17 protein-coding genes are annotated in these 18,972 nt (G+C 72.6%); 12 read left to right on the forward strand and 5 right to left on the reverse strand.

All coding sequences use genetic code 11. The features are described 5' to 3' along the window. Positions 1–56 precede the first annotated feature (56 nt). Complete coding sequence (locus AB0912_RS30815; protein ID WP_366705642.1) at positions 57–899, forward strand: polysaccharide deacetylase family protein; 843 nt, start codon at positions 57–59, stop codon at positions 897–899. Positions 900–991: 92 nt separating this feature from the next. Here the strand turns inward: AB0912_RS30815 and AB0912_RS30820 are convergent, their stop codons facing one another. Beyond that, complete coding sequence (locus AB0912_RS30820; protein ID WP_366705644.1) at positions 992–1,654, reverse strand: class F sortase; 663 nt, start codon at positions 1,652–1,654, stop codon at positions 992–994. Positions 1,655–1,985: 331 nt separating this feature from the next. Between AB0912_RS30820 and AB0912_RS30825 the strand changes: the two genes are divergently transcribed. Further along, a complete protein-coding gene (locus AB0912_RS30825; protein WP_366705646.1) occupies positions 1,986–2,477 on the forward strand; it encodes a hypothetical protein in 492 nt (163 codons plus the stop codon). 138 nt (positions 2,478–2,615) lie between these two features. On the opposite strand, the gene AB0912_RS30830 is transcribed toward AB0912_RS30825, so the two are convergent. Both AB0912_RS30830 and AB0912_RS30835 read right to left on the reverse strand, forming a co-directional pair. Continuing rightward, positions 2,616–3,146, reverse strand: coding sequence for a hypothetical protein (locus AB0912_RS30830; protein ID WP_366705648.1), 531 nt, complete (start codon positions 3,144–3,146; stop codon positions 2,616–2,618). Between the two features lie 225 nt (positions 3,147–3,371). Further along, on the reverse strand, positions 3,372–4,136 hold the full coding sequence (locus tag AB0912_RS30835) for a hypothetical protein (protein WP_366705650.1): 765 nt from the start codon (positions 4,134–4,136) through the stop codon (positions 3,372–3,374). A gap of 1,005 nt (positions 4,137–5,141) precedes the next feature. On the opposite strand from AB0912_RS30835, the gene AB0912_RS30840 reads away from it, so the two are divergent. From AB0912_RS30840 to AB0912_RS30855, 4 genes are all read left to right on the forward strand, one after another. Next, complete coding sequence (locus AB0912_RS30840) at positions 5,142–6,077, forward strand: SCO0930 family lipoprotein (protein ID WP_366705652.1); 936 nt, start codon at positions 5,142–5,144, stop codon at positions 6,075–6,077. A 510-nt stretch (positions 6,078–6,587) separates the two neighbouring features. Further along, a complete protein-coding gene (locus AB0912_RS30845; protein ID WP_366705654.1) occupies positions 6,588–7,400 on the forward strand; it encodes an SAM-dependent methyltransferase in 813 nt (270 codons plus the stop codon). Then, positions 7,397–9,532 (forward strand): EAL domain-containing protein, encoded by a 2,136-nt coding sequence (locus tag AB0912_RS30850; protein ID WP_366705656.1) that lies wholly within the window; start codon positions 7,397–7,399, stop codon positions 9,530–9,532. Before AB0912_RS30845 ends, AB0912_RS30850 begins: the two co-directional genes overlap by 4 nt. A 129-nt stretch (positions 9,533–9,661) precedes the next feature. Then, a complete protein-coding gene (locus tag AB0912_RS30855) occupies positions 9,662–10,441 on the forward strand; it encodes an SDR family oxidoreductase (RefSeq protein ID WP_366705658.1) in 780 nt (259 codons plus the stop codon). A gap of 97 nt (positions 10,442–10,538) precedes the next feature. On the opposite strand, the gene AB0912_RS30860 is transcribed toward AB0912_RS30855, so the two are convergent. Beyond that, the gene (locus tag AB0912_RS30860; RefSeq protein WP_366705660.1) at positions 10,539–11,429 is read right to left on the reverse strand and encodes a LysR substrate-binding domain-containing protein; all 891 of its coding nucleotides are present in this window, start codon (positions 11,427–11,429) and stop codon (positions 10,539–10,541) included. Positions 11,430–11,549: 120 nt separating this feature from the next. Between AB0912_RS30860 and AB0912_RS30865 the strand changes: the two genes are divergently transcribed. From AB0912_RS30865 to AB0912_RS30885, 5 genes are all read left to right on the forward strand, one after another. After that, positions 11,550–12,221 carry a succinate dehydrogenase gene (locus AB0912_RS30865; protein ID WP_366705684.1) on the forward strand — a complete coding sequence of 224 codons (672 nt, stop codon included), beginning with the start codon at positions 11,550–11,552 and terminating at the stop codon, positions 12,219–12,221. A 1-nt stretch (position 12,222) separates the two neighbouring features. After that, positions 12,223–14,175 (forward strand): fumarate reductase/succinate dehydrogenase flavoprotein subunit, encoded by a 1,953-nt coding sequence (locus AB0912_RS30870; protein WP_366705662.1) that lies wholly within the window; start codon positions 12,223–12,225, stop codon positions 14,173–14,175. Then, the gene (locus AB0912_RS30875; RefSeq protein WP_366705664.1) at positions 14,172–14,921 is read left to right on the forward strand and encodes a succinate dehydrogenase/fumarate reductase iron-sulfur subunit; all 750 of its coding nucleotides are present in this window, start codon (positions 14,172–14,174) and stop codon (positions 14,919–14,921) included. The genes AB0912_RS30870 and AB0912_RS30875 overlap by 4 nt, the downstream gene beginning before the upstream one ends. Before the next feature lie 285 nt (positions 14,922–15,206). Then, positions 15,207–15,977 carry a GNAT family N-acyltransferase gene (locus AB0912_RS30880; RefSeq protein ID WP_366705666.1) on the forward strand — a complete coding sequence of 257 codons (771 nt, stop codon included), beginning with the start codon at positions 15,207–15,209 and terminating at the stop codon, positions 15,975–15,977. 260 nt (positions 15,978–16,237) lie between these two features. Then, positions 16,238–17,008 carry a lysophospholipid acyltransferase family protein gene (locus tag AB0912_RS30885; protein ID WP_366705668.1) on the forward strand — a complete coding sequence of 257 codons (771 nt, stop codon included), beginning with the start codon at positions 16,238–16,240 and terminating at the stop codon, positions 17,006–17,008. A 307-nt stretch (positions 17,009–17,315) separates the two neighbouring features. Here the strand turns inward: AB0912_RS30885 and AB0912_RS30890 are convergent, their stop codons facing one another. Then, entirely contained in the window at positions 17,316–18,197 is an 882-nt protein-coding gene (locus AB0912_RS30890) for an SDR family oxidoreductase (protein ID WP_366705670.1), read from the reverse strand. Positions 18,198–18,280: 83 nt separating this feature from the next. On the opposite strand from AB0912_RS30890, the gene AB0912_RS30895 reads away from it, so the two are divergent. Then, entirely contained in the window at positions 18,281–18,862 is a 582-nt protein-coding gene (locus AB0912_RS30895) for a helix-turn-helix domain-containing protein (RefSeq protein WP_366705672.1), read from the forward strand. Positions 18,863–18,972: the final 110 nt, after the last annotated feature.

The following is an 18,972-nucleotide window of genomic DNA, read 5'->3' on the forward strand; positions in this document are numbered from 1 at the left end:
CGCCCTCACCGGTGTTGCTCAGCCGGGCGGGCCCTCCGCCGGGTGACTGATTGGTCATGAAAAAGGATGAGCTGATCACCCGACGTAAGGCGCTGGTCGCCGGCGCCGTCGTCCTGGGGGCGGCCGGCGCCGCGGGCACAGCACGGGTCCTGACCTCCGACCCGGCCGCGCAACCGGTGCGGGTCCCGCCCCGCTCCGGCCCGCAGGCCGCCCGCGCCGTCAAACCGTCCGCGTACCGCCTCCAGCCGATCACCGGCTACGGCCCGCCGCTCAGCGCGCCCGGCAAGACCGTCGTCCGCCACGAGCCGTTCCTGCGCATGTCCGGGCGCGGCCGCACCATGGTGCTGACCTTCGACGACGGCCCCGACCCGCTCTACACCCCGAGCATCCTGCGCATCCTGCGCGAGTACGACGTGCGCGCCACCTTCTTCGTGTGCGGGGAGATGGCCAACGACAACAAGGACCTGCTCGCCAAGATGGCCGACGACGGTCACATCGTCGGCAACCACACCTGGACGCATCCGCTGCTCACCTCGCTGTCGCGCTCCCGGATCCGCTCCGAGCTGGAGCGCACCAGCAAGGTCATCAAGGACGCCTACGGCGAGTCCCCGGCCTGGTTCCGCGCGCCCTACGGGGCCTGGAACCGGGCGACCTTCCAGATCCAGGCCGACCTCGGCATGGAGCCGCTGGCCTGGACGATCGACACCAACGACTGGGCGACCCCGGGCGTCCGCTCGATCGTCGGCACGGTGGAGAAGGAGGCCGCCCCCGGCGTCGTCGTCCTGTCGCACGACGCGGGCGGCAACCGCTCGCAGAGCGTGCAGGCGCTCCGCGAATACCTGCCGCACCTGCTGGACTCCGGCTACCACCTCACGCTGCCGCGCAGGACCGCCGCGTAGGAAACCGGAAGCGGCGGGAGAATATAACCCGGCGGGGGGGACACGGTAATTCTCCCGCCGGCCGGCTTTCGCTCACCCGGGCCGTGGAACGCTCAGCGTGTTTCGACCATCTTGGCGAACACGACCACGTTCCCGTCGTATCCGTGCTGCTTGGAGAAACCGCCGCCGCATGTGATGACCCGGAGTTCGGGCGTGCCCTTGCTGTTGTACACGCGGTCGCCGGGGAAGTTCTCCTTCGAGAACACCTCGATGCCGTAGATCTCGAACACCGCGGTCTTTCCGTCCTTGCGCAGGACCTCGACCCGGTTTCCCTTCTTGAGCGCCCCGAGTCCGTAGAACACGGCCGGCCCCTGCATGTTGTCGACATGGCCGACGATCACGGAGGTGCCCTTCTCGCCGGGCGCGACCGCGCCGGTGAACCAGCCGGCCAGGTTCGGGTCCTCGGGCGGCGGCGCGGCCACCCAGCCGTCGGCGTCCAGGCCCACCGGCATCACCGGCGCGTCGACCTGGATGGCCGGGATCCGGACCCGGTCGACCACGGAGTACGGCAGCGGGTCCGGCGCCTTGCCGAGGGAGGCCGCCGGGGTGCGGGTGTCCGCCGCGGCAGCCGAGGCGGGCTGCGGGGGCCCCACGTCGAACTCACCGGAACCATTCCGAATGAGCGCGAGACCGGTCAGCAGAACAAGCGCTATCACGCCCCAGGGGGCGCGCTTCCTCTGCCGCTCCTCCTCTTCGGCCAGCTCGGACGCAGACATTCGCAATCCCCTCTCGACGTGGCCGTCGCCGCGTCAGTCGCGCATATGAGCACGCTAATCGCAGGGGAGCCGACGGGCGACGGGGCGCGGGCGAACGGGTGGCGGCCCGAACCCCTCCTGCGCCATCCGAGTTGCCATGACCAGGAATTTTCTGACGGTCCGTGACCTGCGGCAATATCCGATTGTGTGGAATTCTCTCGGCGTGTCCTCTCACCGGTACGGACCATTCTCGAAATGCGGGTCCGCGCACCGCATCTGAGGGTCTGTCTGGGAGGCGCTTTCTCGCCGATCCACCGGGGACGGTTCCCGGGGCGTCTCCGCGGAGGATCACATGCGTACTACTCGTGCCCTGGCGGTGTCTGCCGCCGCGGTCGCCGCCGTGGGGCTCGCCGCCCCGATGGCCGCGGCGTGGAACAGTCCGAGCAACATCGTCGCCATGCCCAGCGTCATCGCCCGCGGCGGCCAGCTCACGGTGACGGTCGACGGATGCTCGCGGGGCGGCACCATGACGTCGCCGGCGTTCCGTGAGACGCGGCTGAAGCCGCTCGTCGGCGCCCACAACGAGACGTCCAGCGGAACGGCCACCATCAACCAGGACGCCCGCCCCGGCTCGTACGACATCACCGTCAACTGCGAGGGGACGGGCTCGCTGACCCGCCCGGCGGCCTTCACCGTCATCGGCGGCACCCGCGGTGGTCTCGGTGGCAGCAGCACCACCGGCGCCACCCCCACCGACGTGGCGATCGGTGGTGGCCTCGTCACCGCCGCGGTCGTCGGCGGCGGGGTGTTCTGGATGCGCCGCCGGTCCGAGAAGCACATCTGACCGCTCGGCCACCTCCTGACGGGCGGGCCGGCCCCAACCCCCTCGGGGGCCGGCCCGCCGCCCCGACGGCAGCGCACGGGACAGCGCTTCGCCCCGGACCCCTCCAAAGGGTCCGGGGCGAAGCGCTGTGATGTCCGGTCAGGAGTCGTCGGACGCCGCGCGGCGCCGCGTCATGTACCAGGCCGCGCCCACGGAACCGGCGATCAGCGCCGTTCCCATGCCGATCTCCTTCAGGTCGAAGCCGCCCACACTGCCGCCGACACCCGCCCGCACCCCCCGGTGCAACGGAACCGGGGTCGGGTCGGCCGGCCGGCCGCCCGCGATGGTGAGACCGGTGCTGCCGCTCGCCCCGCCGCACGAGAACGTCACGTCGTACACGGCGCCGGGCTTGGCGTCCCAGTCGACCATGGCGGTCGCCGAGGACTGCCCCGGCGGGATGGTGACGGTGTCGAAGACGCCGGAGGTGACCGTCGCGTTCCCGCGGCACCCGCCGTCCCGCTTCAGCAGCAGCGACACCTGACCGCCCGCGGCGATGGTGGACGGCTGCACGCTGAACGCGAACGGCGTGATGTTGTGGTTGTCCCCGTCACCGGCGAAGGCGGCGGGAGCGGTGAAGGTCAGGGCGGTCACGCCCAGCAGTGCGGCCGAAGCGACGCGTATCGCGCGCATGGTGAGCCTCCAGGTCCCCGAGGAGCCTTGCTGCGGACCTTTTCCGCATTGCGCCAGAAATGCACCTCGATGACGGGAACGCTAGGAAAGGGTGCGCCGGGGCGCGATCCCTGTAGTGCGAACGGGGCAATCCGCTGGGCCGCACGGGGGACGCGGGGCGTACGGCCGGGGGACGGACGCGGCGTGGCGTCCGTCCCCCGGCGACTGGTCCACCCCCTGGCCGCGTCAGCCCGGAAGGTGCGGGAACAGCGCGGTGAAGGGCTCCACGGACGCCGCGATCCCCCTGCTGTAGGGGGCGTCGAAGTCCCAGATGAGGAACAGCAGGAACGCGATCAGCGCCGAGAACAGCCCCGCGAGGACCAGCTCACGGGCGGTACGCCTGATCTGCAGCGCGAAGATCATCCCGACCGTGACCACCGCGCCGATGATCAGCCCGAACCACACCACGCCGGGCATGGTCGCCCCCGTGGAGTCGGCCCGGGCGCTGCGCGCCGCGTCGGCCGCCGACACCTGGTCCAGCAGCGGCTGGTACGCCTGGGCCTCGAAGTCCGACCTCGGCTCGTAGTCGGTCACGTCCTGCCGGATCCGGCCGAGCAGCCGGCCGCCCTCGGCGGTCACCTGGTCGTGGTCCGTCATGGACTTCCACTCCTTGGTGACCACGTAGCCCACATAGGCGTCGACGTCACCGCGGATGCGGTCGCGCACGTCCGGCGGGTAGACCCGGACCCGCTCGGAGATCTCGTGCAGCGCCTGGGCCTCCGCCTGCACATGGTCCTGGGCGGCCCCGCGGGCCTCCCACACGCCCGCGATCGCCAGGCCCAGGACGATGGCGTACACCACGCCGATCATCATCGTCATGTACTCGATGACGTCCGGGGTCTCGCTGGGGTCCTCGTCCTCGCGCGCCCGGCGGTGCCGGACGAGCGTCACGATGAGGACCACGATGCACGCGGCCGCCATCGCGAGGGCGAGAACAAGCCAATCCGACAAGGTTTGCCTCCAGGGTCAGCGCGGGCGCAGCGCCGCGACGGCGAGCACCGCGGGCGCGGTGATGAGCAGGGTGAACGAGACCAGCGACGGGCCGCCGCGGGGCTGGTGCTTGTGCGGCGCGGGGCGGTACGCCGGGTAGCTGACGGGTTCCGGCGCGGGCGTGGGGCGCGCGCTGGGCGTCGGCTTCGGTGTCGGCGTGGGTCTCGGCGGCGGGACCGGAGCCGGCCGGGGCGGCGCGGGCTGCGGTTTCGCCGCGGGGGGCGGAGGCGGAGGCGGCGGTGGGGGCTTGGGCTTCGGCGCGTGGGTCGGTGGCGGGGGTGTCGGTTTGGGCGTCGGCTTCGGTTTGGGCGGAGGCGGCGGTGGTGGTGGCGGCTTCGGCGGCGGGGGCGGCGTCGGCGTGGGGGTCGGCGGGCACGGTGGCGGTGGTGTCGGGGTCGGGCACCAGGTGGTGTGCCCGACGACCGCCACCGCGCCCTCGCCCGCCACGGCCACCGCGGTCAGGCCGTCTCCGCCCGGGCCGGTGGAGGCGTACGCGCAGGCGTCCGCCGCCGCCGTTCCGCTCGGCGCGCCGACGAGCAGCCAGCTCAGCGCGGTCAGCGTCAATACCCGTATGACGAGGGCGGATCGGGTTCGTTGGGGTCCTTGCACGACGAAGATCATGGGGCGGGTGCGGCCGGGCCACGCCGGAGTGTCCGGGAATGCCCCCGAAGGAAGGACGTCCGGACCGTGGTGGTTTGACGCGCTGTACGGGACGTGGGGGGCCGGGGCGCACACACGCGCGAAGATCCCGTCACCCCCGGCACGGGCTTCCGCTTCCGAAAAGGATTCCGGGGTGCCGGACCCTGTCCAGGTCTCCGGAAGACGGTTCCGGACCGCTCGACCCTCCACAGGGGCTCCGGAAGAAAGTTCCGGACCGCTTGAACACTCCCGCCCCCTCCGGCCGTACCTAGGGCCATGCGGCGCAGCAGGGCGCTGCACCACATATGCGAACAGCGGGAGTTACCCATGAAGACCTCCTGGCGGAGCGCCTCACTCGTAGCGGCAGCTATGGCCGTGCTGGCGCTCACGACGGCGTGCGGTCAGGAACAGGGCACCCCCTCGACGGGCAGCCAGAACGTCGGGGCGACCGCCGCCGCGGGTGGCTACGGGGCAAGCGCCTCGCCCGGCAACGGCTACGGCGCCGACTCCAAGGACCAGGCCGCCGAGGCCGAGCCCGCGGGCAAGCTCGCCGTCGCCCAGAGCGCCAAGCTGGGCAAGGTGCTGACCGACGGCGCCGGGCTCACGCTCTACCGTTTCGACAAGGACACCGCCGAGCCGCCGAAGTCGAGCTGTGACGGCGCCTGCGCGACCGCCTGGCCGCCGGTGCCCGCCGACGGGGCCGAGGCCGCGGCCGGTGTCGACACCTCGCTGCTCGGCGAGGTCACCCGCGCGGACGGCACCAAGCAGCTCACCGTGGCCGGCTGGCCGATGTACCGCTACGCCAAGGACACCAAGGCCGGCGACACCAACGGGCAAGGCGTGGGCGGCACTTGGTACGCCTCCGCTCCCAACGGCAAGAAGGCGGCGCTCGCCGACCTGCCCGGCCTGTCGGTCCGCAAGGACCCGAAGCTCGGGGACGTCGTGGTCGACAAGAACGGCATGACCGTCTACCGCTTCATGAAGGACCAGGCCTGGCCCGTCTCGAAGTCGGCCTGCACGGGCGCCTGCCTGGAGAAGTGGCCGGCCGTGGCGCCGGTCGCCTCCAACGACACCAAGGGCGTCCAGAAGAAGGGCCTGATGGGCTTCACCCGCCCGGACGGCGTGAAGCAGATGACCGTCAACTGCTGGCCGATCTACACCTTCTCCGGTGACACCGCTCCCGGGGACACCAACGGCCAGGGCGTGGGCGGCACCTGGTACGCCGTCGCACCCGACGGAAAGCCGGTCGGCGCCTCGAAGTAAGCCTCCACTCCCCAGGGTTGAGCGCCGGGACCCCGAGAGTCCGCCCCCTCCGCGACGGCACGGAGGGGGCGGACCCTTGGCGTGTCCGGGGTCCGGGGTCTGGGGCCCGGGGTCCGGGAAGTCCGGGGTGCGGGGTCCGGGGCCGGGGTTCGCGTGCCCGCGTATCCGGTGCTGCTGAACGGCCGCACAGCAAGGGCGAGTCGGAACCGGCACCGGACGTGAAAGGTTCGTTCGGCGGCCGGGATGTGAAAGAGTGCGGCGGCGCCCCCGGGGAGACGGCCACGCTTGGTGATCTCCCGACGTCATTTGGAACGCTTCGGAGGGATTTCGCGACGGCGGTGCGTGGCGGGTTCGCGTGCCGTTCGCGGACGCCAATTCGGCACTTGCCCGAGGCAGTGACCGGGAACGGACGGTCAATTTCCGTTTTGGCTCGCTCCTTTGGCGGGCGATCAGTAGCCTCTGCTCGAACACCGGATCGCCTACGCCGTCGACTACGCCGTGGAGAGATAGATGGAGCGTCCCGCCTGGGCCCCCCGCAGCATTGACATCTCGGTGCCGAGCGTGTCCCGTATGTACGACTTCTACCTGGGCGGTTCGCACAACTTCGAGGTCGACCGGGAGGCGGCCCGCAAGGCGATGGAGTTCATGCCGGGGCTCCCCAAGGTGATGCAGGCCAACCGCGCGTTCATGCGCCGCGCCGTGCGGTTCGCGGCCGGCGAGGGCATCGACCAGTTCCTCGACATCGGCTCCGGCATCCCGACGTTCGGCAACGTCCACGAGATCGCCCAGGCCGCCCGGCCCGGCGCGCGCGTCGTCTACGTCGACCACGATCCCGTTGCCGTCGCACACAGCCAGGCCGTTCTGGAGGGCAACGAGAACGCGGGCGTCGTCGCCGCCGATCTCCTCAAGCCGCAGGAGATCCTCGCCAGCGCCCCGGTGCGGGAACTGATCGACCTGAAGCGGCCGGTCGCGCTGCTCCTCGTTGCCATACTGCACTTCGTGGAGGACGCGGACGACCCGTACAGTGCGGTGGCCCGGCTGCGCGACGCCCTCGCGCCGGGCAGCCTGCTGGTCGTCACCCACGCCGCGTTCGAGGGGATCCCGCTCCCGCAGGAGCGGGCCGAGGGGGCGGTCGGCGTCTACCGGAACATCCGCAGCCCGCTGATCATGCGCACGCGCGAGCAGATCGCGCGGTTCTTCGAGGGGTACGACATGGTGGAACCCGGACTGGTGCCGATGCCGCAATGGCGGCCCGACACGGCACCCGAGGAAGAGGATCCTTATTCCTTCTCCGGGTTCGGCGGCGTGGGACGTACGGCGTGACCGCCGAGCCGGACGGGCCGGAGGACAGACTGCGCCGGTTCGCGACGATCTGGAGCCGCGCGGTCTTCCCGGTCACCTCCACGTCGCTGACCCGCCCCGAGTTCGAAGAACAACTCCTGCCTCTCGCACGCCGGTTGAGCGAGGCGTTGCGGGCGCGGACCTTTGAGGCGGAGGCCGGACACGCGGTCGGCGCCGCGCTCGTCGACGCGCACTGCACCGACCCCGAGGCGCTCAGCCGCGCCCTGGACTGCGTCGACGCCTACCTGGTCCTGTACTGCGGCGAGGACGGCCACCAGGAGACCCTGCGCAACCGGTCCGCGCGGCTCCAGCACGCCATGGCCGCCGGCTACGCGCGCGCCCTGCGGGAGCGCACGCTCACCGAGCAACAGGCCATTTCCCAGGCCGCGTTGACCGCCCAGAGCGCCGTCGCCGAGGCGCTCCACGACAGCGAGGCACGCTTCCGTGCCGTCTTCGAGGGCGCCGCGATAGGGATCGGCATCGCCGACCTCGACGGCAACATGCTCCAGGCCAACGGCGCGCTGCTGCGCATGTTCGGCGGCACGGAACAGACCATGCGCGGGCGCCGGGTCACCGAATGGACCCACGCCGAGGACGCCCCCCAGGTGTGGCGGCTGTACGAGGAACTGGTGCGCGGCGAACGCGACCACTACCACGTCGAGAAGGCCTTCTACCGCCCCGACGGCACCGCCCTGTGGACCAACCTGACGGTCTCCCTGCTGCGCGACGCGGACGGCGAACCCCAGTACCAGCTCGCGCTGATGGAGGACACCACCGAACGCCGGCTGCTCAACCTGCGGCTGCGCTACGAGGCGACCCACGACGCGCTCACCGGGCTCCCCAACCGCACCCTGTTCTTCGAGCGTCTGGAGAAGGCGCTCGCGGCGGGGGAGGGGCAGCGCTTCGGGCTCTGCTACCTCGACCTCGACGGCTTCAAGACCATCAACGACAGCCTCGGACACGCGGCGGGCGACCGGCTGCTGGTGGAGGTCGCCGACCGGCTCCAGTCGTGTGCGACCGCCCCCGGCGAGATGGTCGCCCGGCTCGGCGGTGACGAGTTCGTGGCCCTGACCACCGGCCCCCACACCGAGCGCGAGGTCGAGGAGCTGGCCGGGCGCATCATGAACGCGCTCGTCACCCCGATCCGCATCGACGGCCGCGAACTGACCGTGCGGGGCAGCATCGGCGTCGTGGAGGGCCCGGCCGGGGTGCGCGGCGCCGCCGACGTGCTGCGCAGCGCCGACATCACGATGTACCGGGCCAAGTCGGCCGGCGGCAACCGCTTCGAGCTGGCCGACCCGGAGGCGGACGCCCGCGCCATCACCCGGCACGGGCTCACCACCGCCCTGCCTGCCGCCCTGGACCGAGGCGAGTTCTTCATCGAGTACCAGCCGCTCGTCCACCTCGGCGACGGCAGCGTCCGCGGCGCCGAGGCCCTGGTGCGCTGGCTGCACCCGCAGCACGGAGTCCTCAGCCCCGACCGCTTCATCCCGCTCGCCGAGCACACCGGTCTGATCGTGCCGCTCGGCCGCTGGGTCCTGGAGCAGTCGGTCCGCCAGGCCCGCACCTGGCAGCGGCGACACCCCGGCGGCGGCCCGCTGCGCGTCAACGTCAACCTCTCGCCGTGCCAGCTGACCCATCCCGGCCTCGTCCAGGACACGGTCGACATTCTGGAACGCGAGGGCCTGGCCGCGGACGCGCTCTGCCTGGAGGTCACCGAGTCGGCTCTGATTGGCGCCGACGACGACCTGCTGAAACCGCTGCGCCGGCTCGCCGAGATGGGCGTGGACATCGCCCTGGACGACTTCGGCACCGGCTACTCGAACCTCGCCAACCTGCGGCGACTGCCGGTCAGCATCCTGAAGCTGGACCGGTCCTTCACCCAGGGCATGCAGCAGTTCCCCGCCGACCCGGTCGACCTGAAGATCGTCGAGGGCATCGTGGCGCTCGCCCACAGCCTGGACCTCGCGGTCACCGTCGAGGGTGTGGAGACCGGCGCCCAGGCCGAACAGCTCCGGATACTGGGCTGCGACACGGCCCAGGGCTGGTACTACGCCCGCCCTGGCCCGCCGGACCGGCTGCACGACCTGGCCCTGGTCGACGCGACCGGCTGAGGCGCGGGGGCGCCGTCCCCATCCGGACGACGCCCCGGGGCGCGGCGTGGTCTCCTGGAGCGGAGGCCGCGCCGCGTCGCCGCGCCCGGCGCCGCCAGGACGCGTCTCCCACGGACGGAGCTGAGGGCCATGAGCACGGAACTCCAGGGCAGGACGGCGGTCGTCACCGGCGCCAGCAAGGGCATCGGGCTCGCGATCGCCGGGGCGCTGGCCGGAGCGGGCGCCCGGGTGATCGCCGGATCGCGCGGCACGTCACCCGGCCTGGACGCGCTGGTGAAGGAGGGCGACGTCACCTGGGCGGGGGTCGACCTGGCCGAGCCCGACGCGGCCGGCCGGCTCGTCGACGCGGCGGACGGGCGGATCGACGTCCTGGTGAACAACGTGGGCACGGCCCCGGCCCGGACCGGCGGCTTCCTGTCGGTCACCGACGAGGAGTGGCTCCGTACCCTCGATCTGAACCTGCTCACCGCCGTACGGGTCACCCGTGCCGCCCTGCCGGTGATGCTCGCCGCGGGCCGGGGTTCCATCGTGACGGTCGGCTCGGTCAACGCGACCCTGCCGGACCCGCTGGTGATCGACTACAGCGCGGGCAAGGCCGCCCTGGTCGCCTTCTCCAAGGCGCTGTCCAAGGAGGTCGGCCCGCGGGGTATCCGGGTCAACACGGTCAGTCCGGGCCCGGTGGAGACCGAGCTGTGGCTGGGCGGCGGCGGAGTGGCCGCGACGGTGTCGGCCGCCGCCGGGCTCACTCCGGACGAGGTGGTCGCCCAGGCGTCCGGCAGCACCGTGACGGGCCGCTTCTCCAAGCCCTCGGAGGTCGCCGACCTGGTGCTTTTCCTCGCCGGGGACCGCGCTGGCAACATCACCGGCAGCGACTTCCTGATCGACGGCGGTCTCATCCCGACCTGGTGAGGGCGCCCGCCCTGCCGTGCGCGGGCCTGGCCCGCGGCGGGGAGGGCGTCAGAGCGCGCGGGCCGGCCCGTACCCGAGCCGGCCCGTACCCGAGCTGTCAGCGCTCCAGGAGCATCCGCTGGAGTTCCCGCGCCGCGCGGGGCGGTGCCACGTCGCTGCGGTGGGCCAGGGCGATCGTCCGGTGCAGACCGGGCCGGGCCAGCGGGGTCACCCGCAGCCCCCGTCCGGAACGGGCCGCGACCATGCGCGGGACGACCGCCACCCCGAGGCCCGCCCGGACGAAGCCGAGGACCGCGTCCATCTCGCCGCCCTCGACGGCGAAGTCCGGCTCGAAGCCCTCGGCGCGACAGGCGGCGACGGTCAGTTCGCGCAGGTCGTACCCGTGCCGGAACATCACCAGGCGCTCACGCTCCAGATCGGCGACCCGCACCGTGCGCCGCCCCTCGCCCCCGCCCGGCGCCGGCGCCTCCGGCGACGACACCACCACCAGGTCCTCCCGCAGCAGCTCCACCGTGGTCAGCGCGGGGGACGGCGTCGGCAGCGGCAGCACGACCAGCGCGAGGTCCAGGGCCCCGCGCGCCAGATCCCGTACGAGGTCGTGCGAGCCGCTCTCCTCGATCACCAGGCCGACGCCCGGATAGCGGTCGTGGAAGGCGCGCAGCACGTCCGGCAGCAGACCCGTGCACAGGCTCGGCGTCGCCCCGAGACGCACCCGGCCCGCCCGGAGCTGCGCCAGCTCCTGCACCTCGTGCCGGGCGGTGTCCGCGTCCGCGAGAATCCGCCGGGCCAGCGGCAGCAGCGCCTCGCCCGCGTCGGTGAGCGTGATGTTCCCGCGCGCCCGCAGGAACAGGTCCGCGCCCAACTCCCGCTCCAGGGCCTTGATCTGCTGGGAGAGCGAGGGCTGCGCGACGTGCGTCAGCTCGGCGGCCCGGGTGAAGTGCCGGGTCTCCGCGACGGCCACGAAGTACTGGAGCTGCTGGAACTGCATCACCCGACGATAGCCCACGTCTATGGAAACGAGCCGTTCCATGTCTTGGACTGATCGGTTCCCGGGAACCTACCGTCTTGACCCATGGCTCTGGCAACGCGGACGGACCGACGGCCGTCCATGGCGCGCACCGTGTGGGACAGCTCCGTCGGCAAGAAGACCGTGATGGCCGTCAGCGGCCTGATCATGCTGCTCTACCTGGTCGCCCACATGATCGGGAACCTCAAGATCTACTTCGGCGCGGGCGAGTTCAACCACTACGCCCACTGGCTGCGCACGGTCGGCGAGCCCTTCATGCACTACGAGTGGACGCTCTGGCTCATCCGCGTGGTGCTCGTCGTCGCCGTGGTCGCGCACGCCGTGAGCGCCTACCAGCTCAGCCGCCGCGACATCAGGGCCCGCCCCACCGCCTACGTCCACCGCAAGCGCCGGGCGAGCTACGCCACCCGCACCATGCGCTGGGGCGGCATCATCCTCGGCCTGTTCATCGTCTGGCACATCCTCGACCTGACCACCGGCACCGTGCACTCCGGCGGCTTCCAGGAGGGCCACCCGTACCAGAACGTGGTGGACACCTTCTCCACCTGGTACGGCGACGTCATCTACATCGTCGCCATGCTCGCCCTTGGCCTGCACATCCGGCACGGCTTCTGGAGCGCCGCCCAGACCCTCGGCGCCGGCAGCCGCAGCCGCGACCGCGCCCTGAAGACCGTCGCCAACGTCCTCGCGCTGCTGCTCACGGCCGGCTTCATCGCCGTGCCGGTGGGCGTCATGACCGGAGTGGTGAGCTGAAATGACCTCTGAATACGCGCACTTCACCACCGGCGAGCCCGTCGCCGACACCAAGGCGCCCGCCGGTCCCGTCAACGAACGCTGGGACACCCGCCGCTTCGAGGCGAAGCTCGTCAACCCGGCCAACCGCCGCAAGCACACCGTGATCGTCGTCGGCACCGGCCTCGCCGGCGGCTCGGCCGGCGCCACCCTCGCCGAACAGGGCTACCACGTCGTCCAGTTCTGCTACCAGGACTCCCCGCGCCGCGCCCACTCGATCGCCGCCCAGGGCGGCATCAACGCCGCGAAGAACTACCGCAACGACGGCGACTCCGTGCACCGCCTCTTCTACGACACCGTCAAGGGCGGCGACTTCAGGGCGCGCGAGTCCAACGTCCACCGCCTCGCGCAGATCTCCGTCGAGATCATCGACCAGTGCGTCGCCCAGGGCGTGCCCTTCGCCCGCGAGTACGGCGGACTGCTCGACACCCGCTCCTTCGGCGGCGTCCAGGTCTCCCGCACCTTCTACGCCCGCGGCCAGACCGGCCAGCAACTCCTGCTCGGCGCCTACCAGGCACTGTCCCGGCAGATCGCCGAGGGCAACATCGAGATGCACCCGCGCACCGAGATGCTCGACCTGATCGTGGTCGACGGAAAGGCCCGCGGCATCGTCGCCCGCGACCTGATCACCGGCCGCGTCGACACGTACTACGCGGACGCCGTCGTCCTCGCCAGCGGCGGCTACGGCAACGTCTTCTACCTGTCGACCAACGCCATGAACTCCAACGCCACCGCCGTCTGGCGGGCACACCGGCGCGGCGCCTACTTCGCCAACCCCTGCTTCACCCAGATCCACCCCACCTGCATCCCGCGCACCGGCGACCACCAGTCCAAGCTGACCCTGATGAGCGAGTCGCTGCGCAACGACGGCCGCATCTGGGTCCCGAAGGCCCCCGGCGACAGCCGCCCGCCGAACGAGATCCCCGAGGACGAGCGCGACTACTACCTGGAGCGCGTCTACCCCTCGTTCGGCAACCTGGTGCCCCGCGACATCGCCTCCCGCGCCGCGAAGAACGTCTGCGACGAGGGCAGGGGAGTGGGCCCCGGCGGCCAGGGCGTCTACCTGGACTTCGCCGACGCCATCCGGCGGATGGGCCGCGCCCAGGTGGAGGAGAAGTACGGCAACCTCTTCGACATGTACGCCCGGATCACCGCCGAGGACCCGTACAGCGTGCCCATGCGGATCTACCCCGCCGTGCACTACACGATGGGCGGACTGTGGGTCGACTACGACCTCCAGACCACCGTGCCGGGCCTGTTCGCAATCGGCGAGGCCAACTTCTCCGACCACGGCGCCAACCGCCTCGGCGCCTCCGCCCTGATGCAGGGGCTCGCCGACGGCTACTTCGTCCTGCCCGCCACCATCAACGACTACCTCGCCCGCAACCCCCACCACGACGAGGTGACCGACGAACACCCCGTCGTCCAGGAGGTGCTGGCCGACACCGAGGACCGGCTGCGGCTGCTGCTCGCCGTCGACGGCGACCGCACCCCCGACTCCTTCCACCGCGAACTGGGCGAACTCATGTGGGAGTTCTGCGGCATGGCCCGCACCGACGCGGGACTGCGCAAGGCCCTGGAACGCATCCCGCAGATCCGCGAGGAGTTCTGGCGGCGCATCAAGGTCCCCGGCACCGGCGAGGAGTTCAACCAGTCCCTGGAGAAGGCCAACCGGATCGTCGACTACCTCGAACTCGCCGAGCTGATGTGCCTCGACGCGCTGCACCGCGCCGAGTCCTGCGGCGGCCACTTCCGCGAGGAGTCCCAGACCCCCGACGGCGAGGCCGCCCGCCGCGACGAGGAGTTCTCCTACGCCGCCGCCTGGGAGTTCACCGACACCGGCACCGCGCCCGTCCTGCACAAGGAAGACCTCGTCTTCGAGTACGTACACCCCACCCAGCGGAGCTACGCATGAAGCTCACCCTGCGCGTCTGGCGGCAGAAGAACGCCGACGCCGACGGAGCGATGTCCACGTACGAGGTGGACGGCATCTCGGCCGACATGTCCTTCCTGGAGATGCTCGACACCCTCAACGAGGAACTCATCCTCGCCGGCGACGACCCCGTCGCCTTCGACCACGACTGCCGCGAGGGCATCTGCGGCGCGTGCAGCCTCGTCATCAACGGCGACGCGCACGGCCCCGAGCGCACCACCACCTGCCAGCTCCACATGCGGTCCTTCCAGGACGGCGACACCATCGACATCGAGCCCTGGCGGGCCGCCGCCTTCCCCGTCGTCAAGGATCTCGTCGTCGACCGGTCCGCCTTCGACCGGATCATCCAGGCGGGCGGCTACATCACCGCCCCGACCGGTGCCGCGCCCGAGGCCCACGCCACGGCGGTGCCCAAGCCCGACGCCGACCTCGCCTTCGAGCACGCCGAGTGCATCGGCTGCGGCGCCTGCGTCGCGGCCTGCCCCAACGGCGCCGCGATGCTGTTCACCTCCGCCAAGGTCAACCACCTCAACGTGCTCCCGCAGGGCGCCCCCGAACGGGAGACCCGGGTGCTCGACATGGTCGCGCGGATGGACGAGGAGGGCTTCGGCGGCTGCACCCTGGCCGGCGAGTGCGCCACCGCGTGCCCCAAGGGCATCCCGCTGGTCTCCATCACCGGGATGAACAGGGAATGGCTGCGCGCCACCCGTAAATCGGGCAGACGTTAGCCCACAAGTCGTTCGCCGTAGGGTGCGGACGGGCGGGACCGGGTGTGGTGCTCAAGCCCCGGTCCCGTCTCGCTTCCCCGGCGTCCCCACCCCGCTCCGCCCGGCACCCCTGCCATTCAGCATCCTCACATCCGCCCTCCTGGCACAGGTCACGCGCACGCCAACCGGTATCGGAAGAACAGGAGCGCGCGGGCCGTACCGATCCGGCCCGCCTCCCCCGAACCCCCGGCTCCGTCCGGGCGGGGGACACCCCTCCGCCGAACGGCCCGTGACCAGGAGAGTGCCATGACCGGCGTTTCCACCCTCGACACCCCCGCCCAGCCCGTCACCCCCACCCGCTACACCGTCACCCTGGCCCGCGACGAGGCCGACGTCCGGGCCGCGCAGCGGCTGCGCCACGACGTCTTCGCCGGGGAGATGGGCGCTCTCCTGAACTCCCCCCGGCCCGGCCTCGACATCGACGCCTTCGACCCCTACTGCGATCACCTGCTGGTCCGCGACACGGTGACCGGACAGGTCGTCGGCACCTACCGGCTGCTGCCGCCCGAGCGCGCCGCGATCGCCGGACGCCTCTACTCCGAGAGCGAGTTCGACCTCGGACCGCTGGCCGGGATCCGCTCCGGCCTGGTCGAGGTCGGCCGCTCCTGCGTCCACCCCGACCACCGCGACGGCGCGGTCATCGGCCTGATCTGGGCCGGCATAGCCCGCTACATGGTCGACGGCGGCCACGAATGGCTCGCCGGCTGCTGCTCCGTCCCGCTCGCCGACGGCGGCACGCTCGCCGCGGGCACCTGGGACCGGGTGCGCGCCAGGCACCTCGCGCCCGAGGAGTTCCGGATCCGCCCGCTGCGCCCCTGGAGCGCCGAGGGCGTCACCCCGCCCGGGCGCACCGAGCTGCCTCCGCTGCTGCGCGGCTATCTGCGTCTCGGCGCCTGGGTGTGCGGGGAGCCCGCCCTCGACGCGGACTTCGGCGTCGCCGACCTGTACGTCCTGCTGTCGATGCGCCGCGTCAACCCGCGCTACCTCCGCCACTTCCTCTCCCTCGTCCCCGCGTGATGACCACATCCCACACCCCGCCCGGGGTTCGGCCGGGCGTGGCCACACCGGTGCCGCCGCGGCCCGGTTCCGTCCTGGCCCGCGCCGTCGCCGTTCGTGTCCCGCCGGTGCGTCTGCCGGGGGGCCGGGGCGCCCGGGCCGCCGAGGGTGCGGGCGGCGGCGGGTCCCCGGGACGGTCGGACGGCATTCCGGCGCCCCGGAAGTCCGCCCCGGCGCCGGGCGTCTGGTCGCCCACGGCGCCGTGCTCCCCGCACCGGTGCGTGGAGTCCGTACGGCCCTGGGCCGGCGTCCCGCGTTCCGCCGCTCGGCTCGCCGGGCTCCTGCTCGTCGTCCTCGCCGGGGTGCTCCTGACCCCGTTCGCCGGGCGGCTGCGCGCGGACCGGCGCGACCGGTGGGTCCGGCGCTGGTGCCGCGTCGTGGTGCGCGCCGCCGGCGTCCGTACCCGGATCACCGGCGGCGCTCCGCCCACCGGCGGACTGCTGATGGTGGCCAACCACGTCTCATGGCTCGACATCCCGCTGCTGGCCGCCGTCCGCCCGGCGCGGATGCTGGCCAAGAGCGAGGTGCGCGGCTGGCCCGTCGCGGGCGGGATCGCGGCCCGGGGCGGCACGCTGTTCATCGACCGGGACCGGCTGCGCGCGCTGCCGGGCACCGTGGAGCGGATCGCGGCGGCCCTGCGCGCCGGCGCGGCCGTCGTCGCCTTCCCGGAGGGCAGTACGTGGTGCGGGCGCGCCCAGGGCCGCTACCGCCGGGCGGTCTTCCAGGCCGCGCTGGACGCGGGAACCCCGGTGCAGCCGGTGCGCGTCCGCTACCGGTCCGCCGAGGGGACACCGAGCACGGCGCCGGCGTTCGTCGGCGAGGACCCGCTGCTCACCTCGCTCTGGCGGGTGGTGTCGGCCCGTGGCCTGGTGGCCGAGGTCGACGTACGGCCACCGCTCACCCCCGACGCCCACCCCGACCGCCGGTCCCTGGCAGGCGCGGCGCAGGGAACCCCGGCCGACACCGGCTCCCCGGCGCCGGGCCATCCCTGAGGCGGGCCCACGCGGGGGTTCGCGGCGCCTGCCCGTCGGCGTCGGTCCGCCCCGAGCCATCGGCCCATGGCGTCTCGGCGCACGGCGTCCTGCCTCACGGCGCTTCGGAGCACGCCCGGACCCGGTGTCGGGGAGCCGCGTGGGCCCACGGCCCGGTGTCGGGGAGCCGCATGGCCCACGGCCCGGTGCCGGGGAGCCGCGTGGGCCCAGGGCCCGGCGTCGGCCCTGGGCGTGGGCCCATGCAGCGGAGGGCGGTAGCGGAGGGCGCCCGGGACAGGCCAGGCCGGCCCCGGGCGTCCTCCGCCCGTTACGCCTCGATCTTCTCCAGATCCTCCAGCAGACTCGGGCGCGTCGGCTCCCAGCCCAGGGCCGCGCGGGTGTGGGCGCTGGACGCGGGCTGGTCGGCCGCGAAGATCGGGCCGAGCGGGCCGTAGTTCTCCTGCGGCACCGACTTGACGGGGAGGTCGAGCCGCCGCCCGATGACCGCCGCGATGTCGGCGACCGCGTCACCTTCGTCGGCGACCGCGTGCCACGAGCTGCCCGCCGGTGCCTTCTCCAGCGCGAGCCGGAACAGGACGGCGGCGTCGAGCGCGTGGACGGCGGGCCAGCGCTGCGTGCCGTCCCCCGGGTAGCCGGAGACCCCGGACTGACGGGCGATGTCGGTCAGCAGACCGGCGAACCCGCCCGTGCCCTCGTTGTGGACGGTGCGCGGCAGCCGAATCGCCGAGGTGCGCACACCGCGCGAGGCGAGTTCGAGTACCGCGTTCACCGACCGGCTGCGCCCGGCGACGGGCCCCTCGGTCGGCAGCGGGTCGTCCTCCGTGGCGGCGCGGCCCGGCACGTAAGGCGTCCCGGACACGGTGACCAGCGGCCGGTCCGAGCCGACCAGGGCCTCCCCGAGGGCGGCGAGGGCCGCGCCCTCTTCGGCGATGCCCTGGGCGAGCGCCTCGGGGGAGCTGAAGTCGTTGCTGAAGGCGAGGTGGATGACGCCGTCCGCCTGCTCCGCGCCCGCGCGGAGCACGTCCAGGTCGCTGAGCTGGCCCCGGAGCACCCCGGCGCCGGCGGCCTCGGCCTTCGCCGCCGAGGCGTCGGAACGAGCGAGCACCGTGACCGAATGGCCCGCGCCGATCAGCTCGGCGACGACGGCGGAGCCGATCAGGCCCGTTCCGCCGGTGATGAAGACACGCATGAGGGACTCCTCGAAGTGATGCGACAAGTGTCGCATCACCCTACCGCGATGCGACAGGTGTCGCATCGTCTAGGCTGTCCCCCATGCCGAGATGGAAGCCCGATGCCCGCCAGCGCCTGGTCGTTGCGGCCCTGACCCTCTTCGCCGAGCAGGGCTTCGACGACACGACGGTCGCCCAGATCGCCGAGCGCGCGGGACTCACCCGGAGCACGTTCTTCCGGCACTTCGGCGACAAGCGGGAGATCCTCACCGCGGGACAGCAGGCGCTGAGCCTGCTGCTGGCCGAGGGCATCGCCGACGCCCCGGCGGACGCCACCCCCCTGGAGGCCGTCGCGGCGGGCCTGGAGCGCGCGTCCGGCGAGATGACGTCGTTCAACCGCGAACTCGGCCCGCTGCTGCACGCGGCGATAGAGGCGAACGAGGAGCTGCGCGAGCGGGACGCGCTGAAGAGCGTGGGGCTGGCCGCGGCGATGTCCGAGGCGCTGCGCCTGCGGGGCGTCACGGCCCCCGTCGCGCAGGTCGCCGCCGAACTCGGTGTGCTCGCCTTCAAGGCCGGATTCACCCGGTGGGCCGACCCCGACCGCGACGAGGACCCGGGCGAGCTGGCCACCCACACCCGCGCCGCACTCGACGAACTGCGCGCGGCCACGGCCGAGTTGAGGTAGCCGCAGCCGTACCCGTCCCGGTAGCCGGCTCGTCCCCGCAGCCCGACCCGACCCGACCCGACCCGAACCACCCCGACTCGACCCAAACGACCCGACCCGCCGCCGCGTCG

This window comes from Streptomyces sp. NPDC007084, from assembly GCF_040703595.1.
Classification (GTDB): domain Bacteria; phylum Actinomycetota; class Actinomycetes; order Streptomycetales; family Streptomycetaceae; genus Streptomyces.

What these genes read in the sequence shown, in the direction of transcription:
- AB0912_RS30840 (WP_366705652.1), top strand. Translation starts at nt 5,142, where the DNA reads ATGAAGACCTCCTGGCGGAGCGCCTCACTCGTAGCGGCAGCTATGGCC.
- AB0912_RS30820 (WP_366705644.1), bottom strand. Translation starts at nt 1,654, where the DNA reads ATGTCTGCGTCCGAGCTGGCCGAAGAGGAGGAGCGGCAGAGGAAGCGC.
- AB0912_RS30845 (WP_366705654.1), top strand. Translation starts at nt 6,588, where the DNA reads ATGGAGCGTCCCGCCTGGGCCCCCCGCAGCATTGACATCTCGGTGCCG.
- AB0912_RS30860 (WP_366705660.1), bottom strand. Translation starts at nt 11,429, where the DNA reads ATGCAGTTCCAGCAGCTCCAGTACTTCGTGGCCGTCGCGGAGACCCGG.
- AB0912_RS30865 (WP_366705684.1), top strand. Translation starts at nt 11,550, where the DNA reads ATGGCGCGCACCGTGTGGGACAGCTCCGTCGGCAAGAAGACCGTGATG.
- AB0912_RS30830 (WP_366705648.1), bottom strand. Translation starts at nt 3,146, where the DNA reads ATGCGCGCGATACGCGTCGCTTCGGCCGCACTGCTGGGCGTGACCGCC.
- AB0912_RS30825 (WP_366705646.1), top strand. Translation starts at nt 1,986, where the DNA reads ATGCGTACTACTCGTGCCCTGGCGGTGTCTGCCGCCGCGGTCGCCGCC.
- AB0912_RS30870 (WP_366705662.1), top strand. Translation starts at nt 12,223, where the DNA reads ATGACCTCTGAATACGCGCACTTCACCACCGGCGAGCCCGTCGCCGAC.
- AB0912_RS30875 (WP_366705664.1), top strand. Translation starts at nt 14,172, where the DNA reads ATGAAGCTCACCCTGCGCGTCTGGCGGCAGAAGAACGCCGACGCCGAC.
- AB0912_RS30855 (WP_366705658.1), top strand. Translation starts at nt 9,662, where the DNA reads ATGAGCACGGAACTCCAGGGCAGGACGGCGGTCGTCACCGGCGCCAGC.
- AB0912_RS30880 (WP_366705666.1), top strand. Translation starts at nt 15,207, where the DNA reads ATGACCGGCGTTTCCACCCTCGACACCCCCGCCCAGCCCGTCACCCCC.
- AB0912_RS30815 (WP_366705642.1), top strand. Translation starts at nt 57, where the DNA reads ATGAAAAAGGATGAGCTGATCACCCGACGTAAGGCGCTGGTCGCCGGC.
- AB0912_RS30895 (WP_366705672.1), top strand. Translation starts at nt 18,281, where the DNA reads ATGCCGAGATGGAAGCCCGATGCCCGCCAGCGCCTGGTCGTTGCGGCC.
- AB0912_RS30890 (WP_366705670.1), bottom strand. Translation starts at nt 18,197, where the DNA reads ATGCGTGTCTTCATCACCGGCGGAACGGGCCTGATCGGCTCCGCCGTC.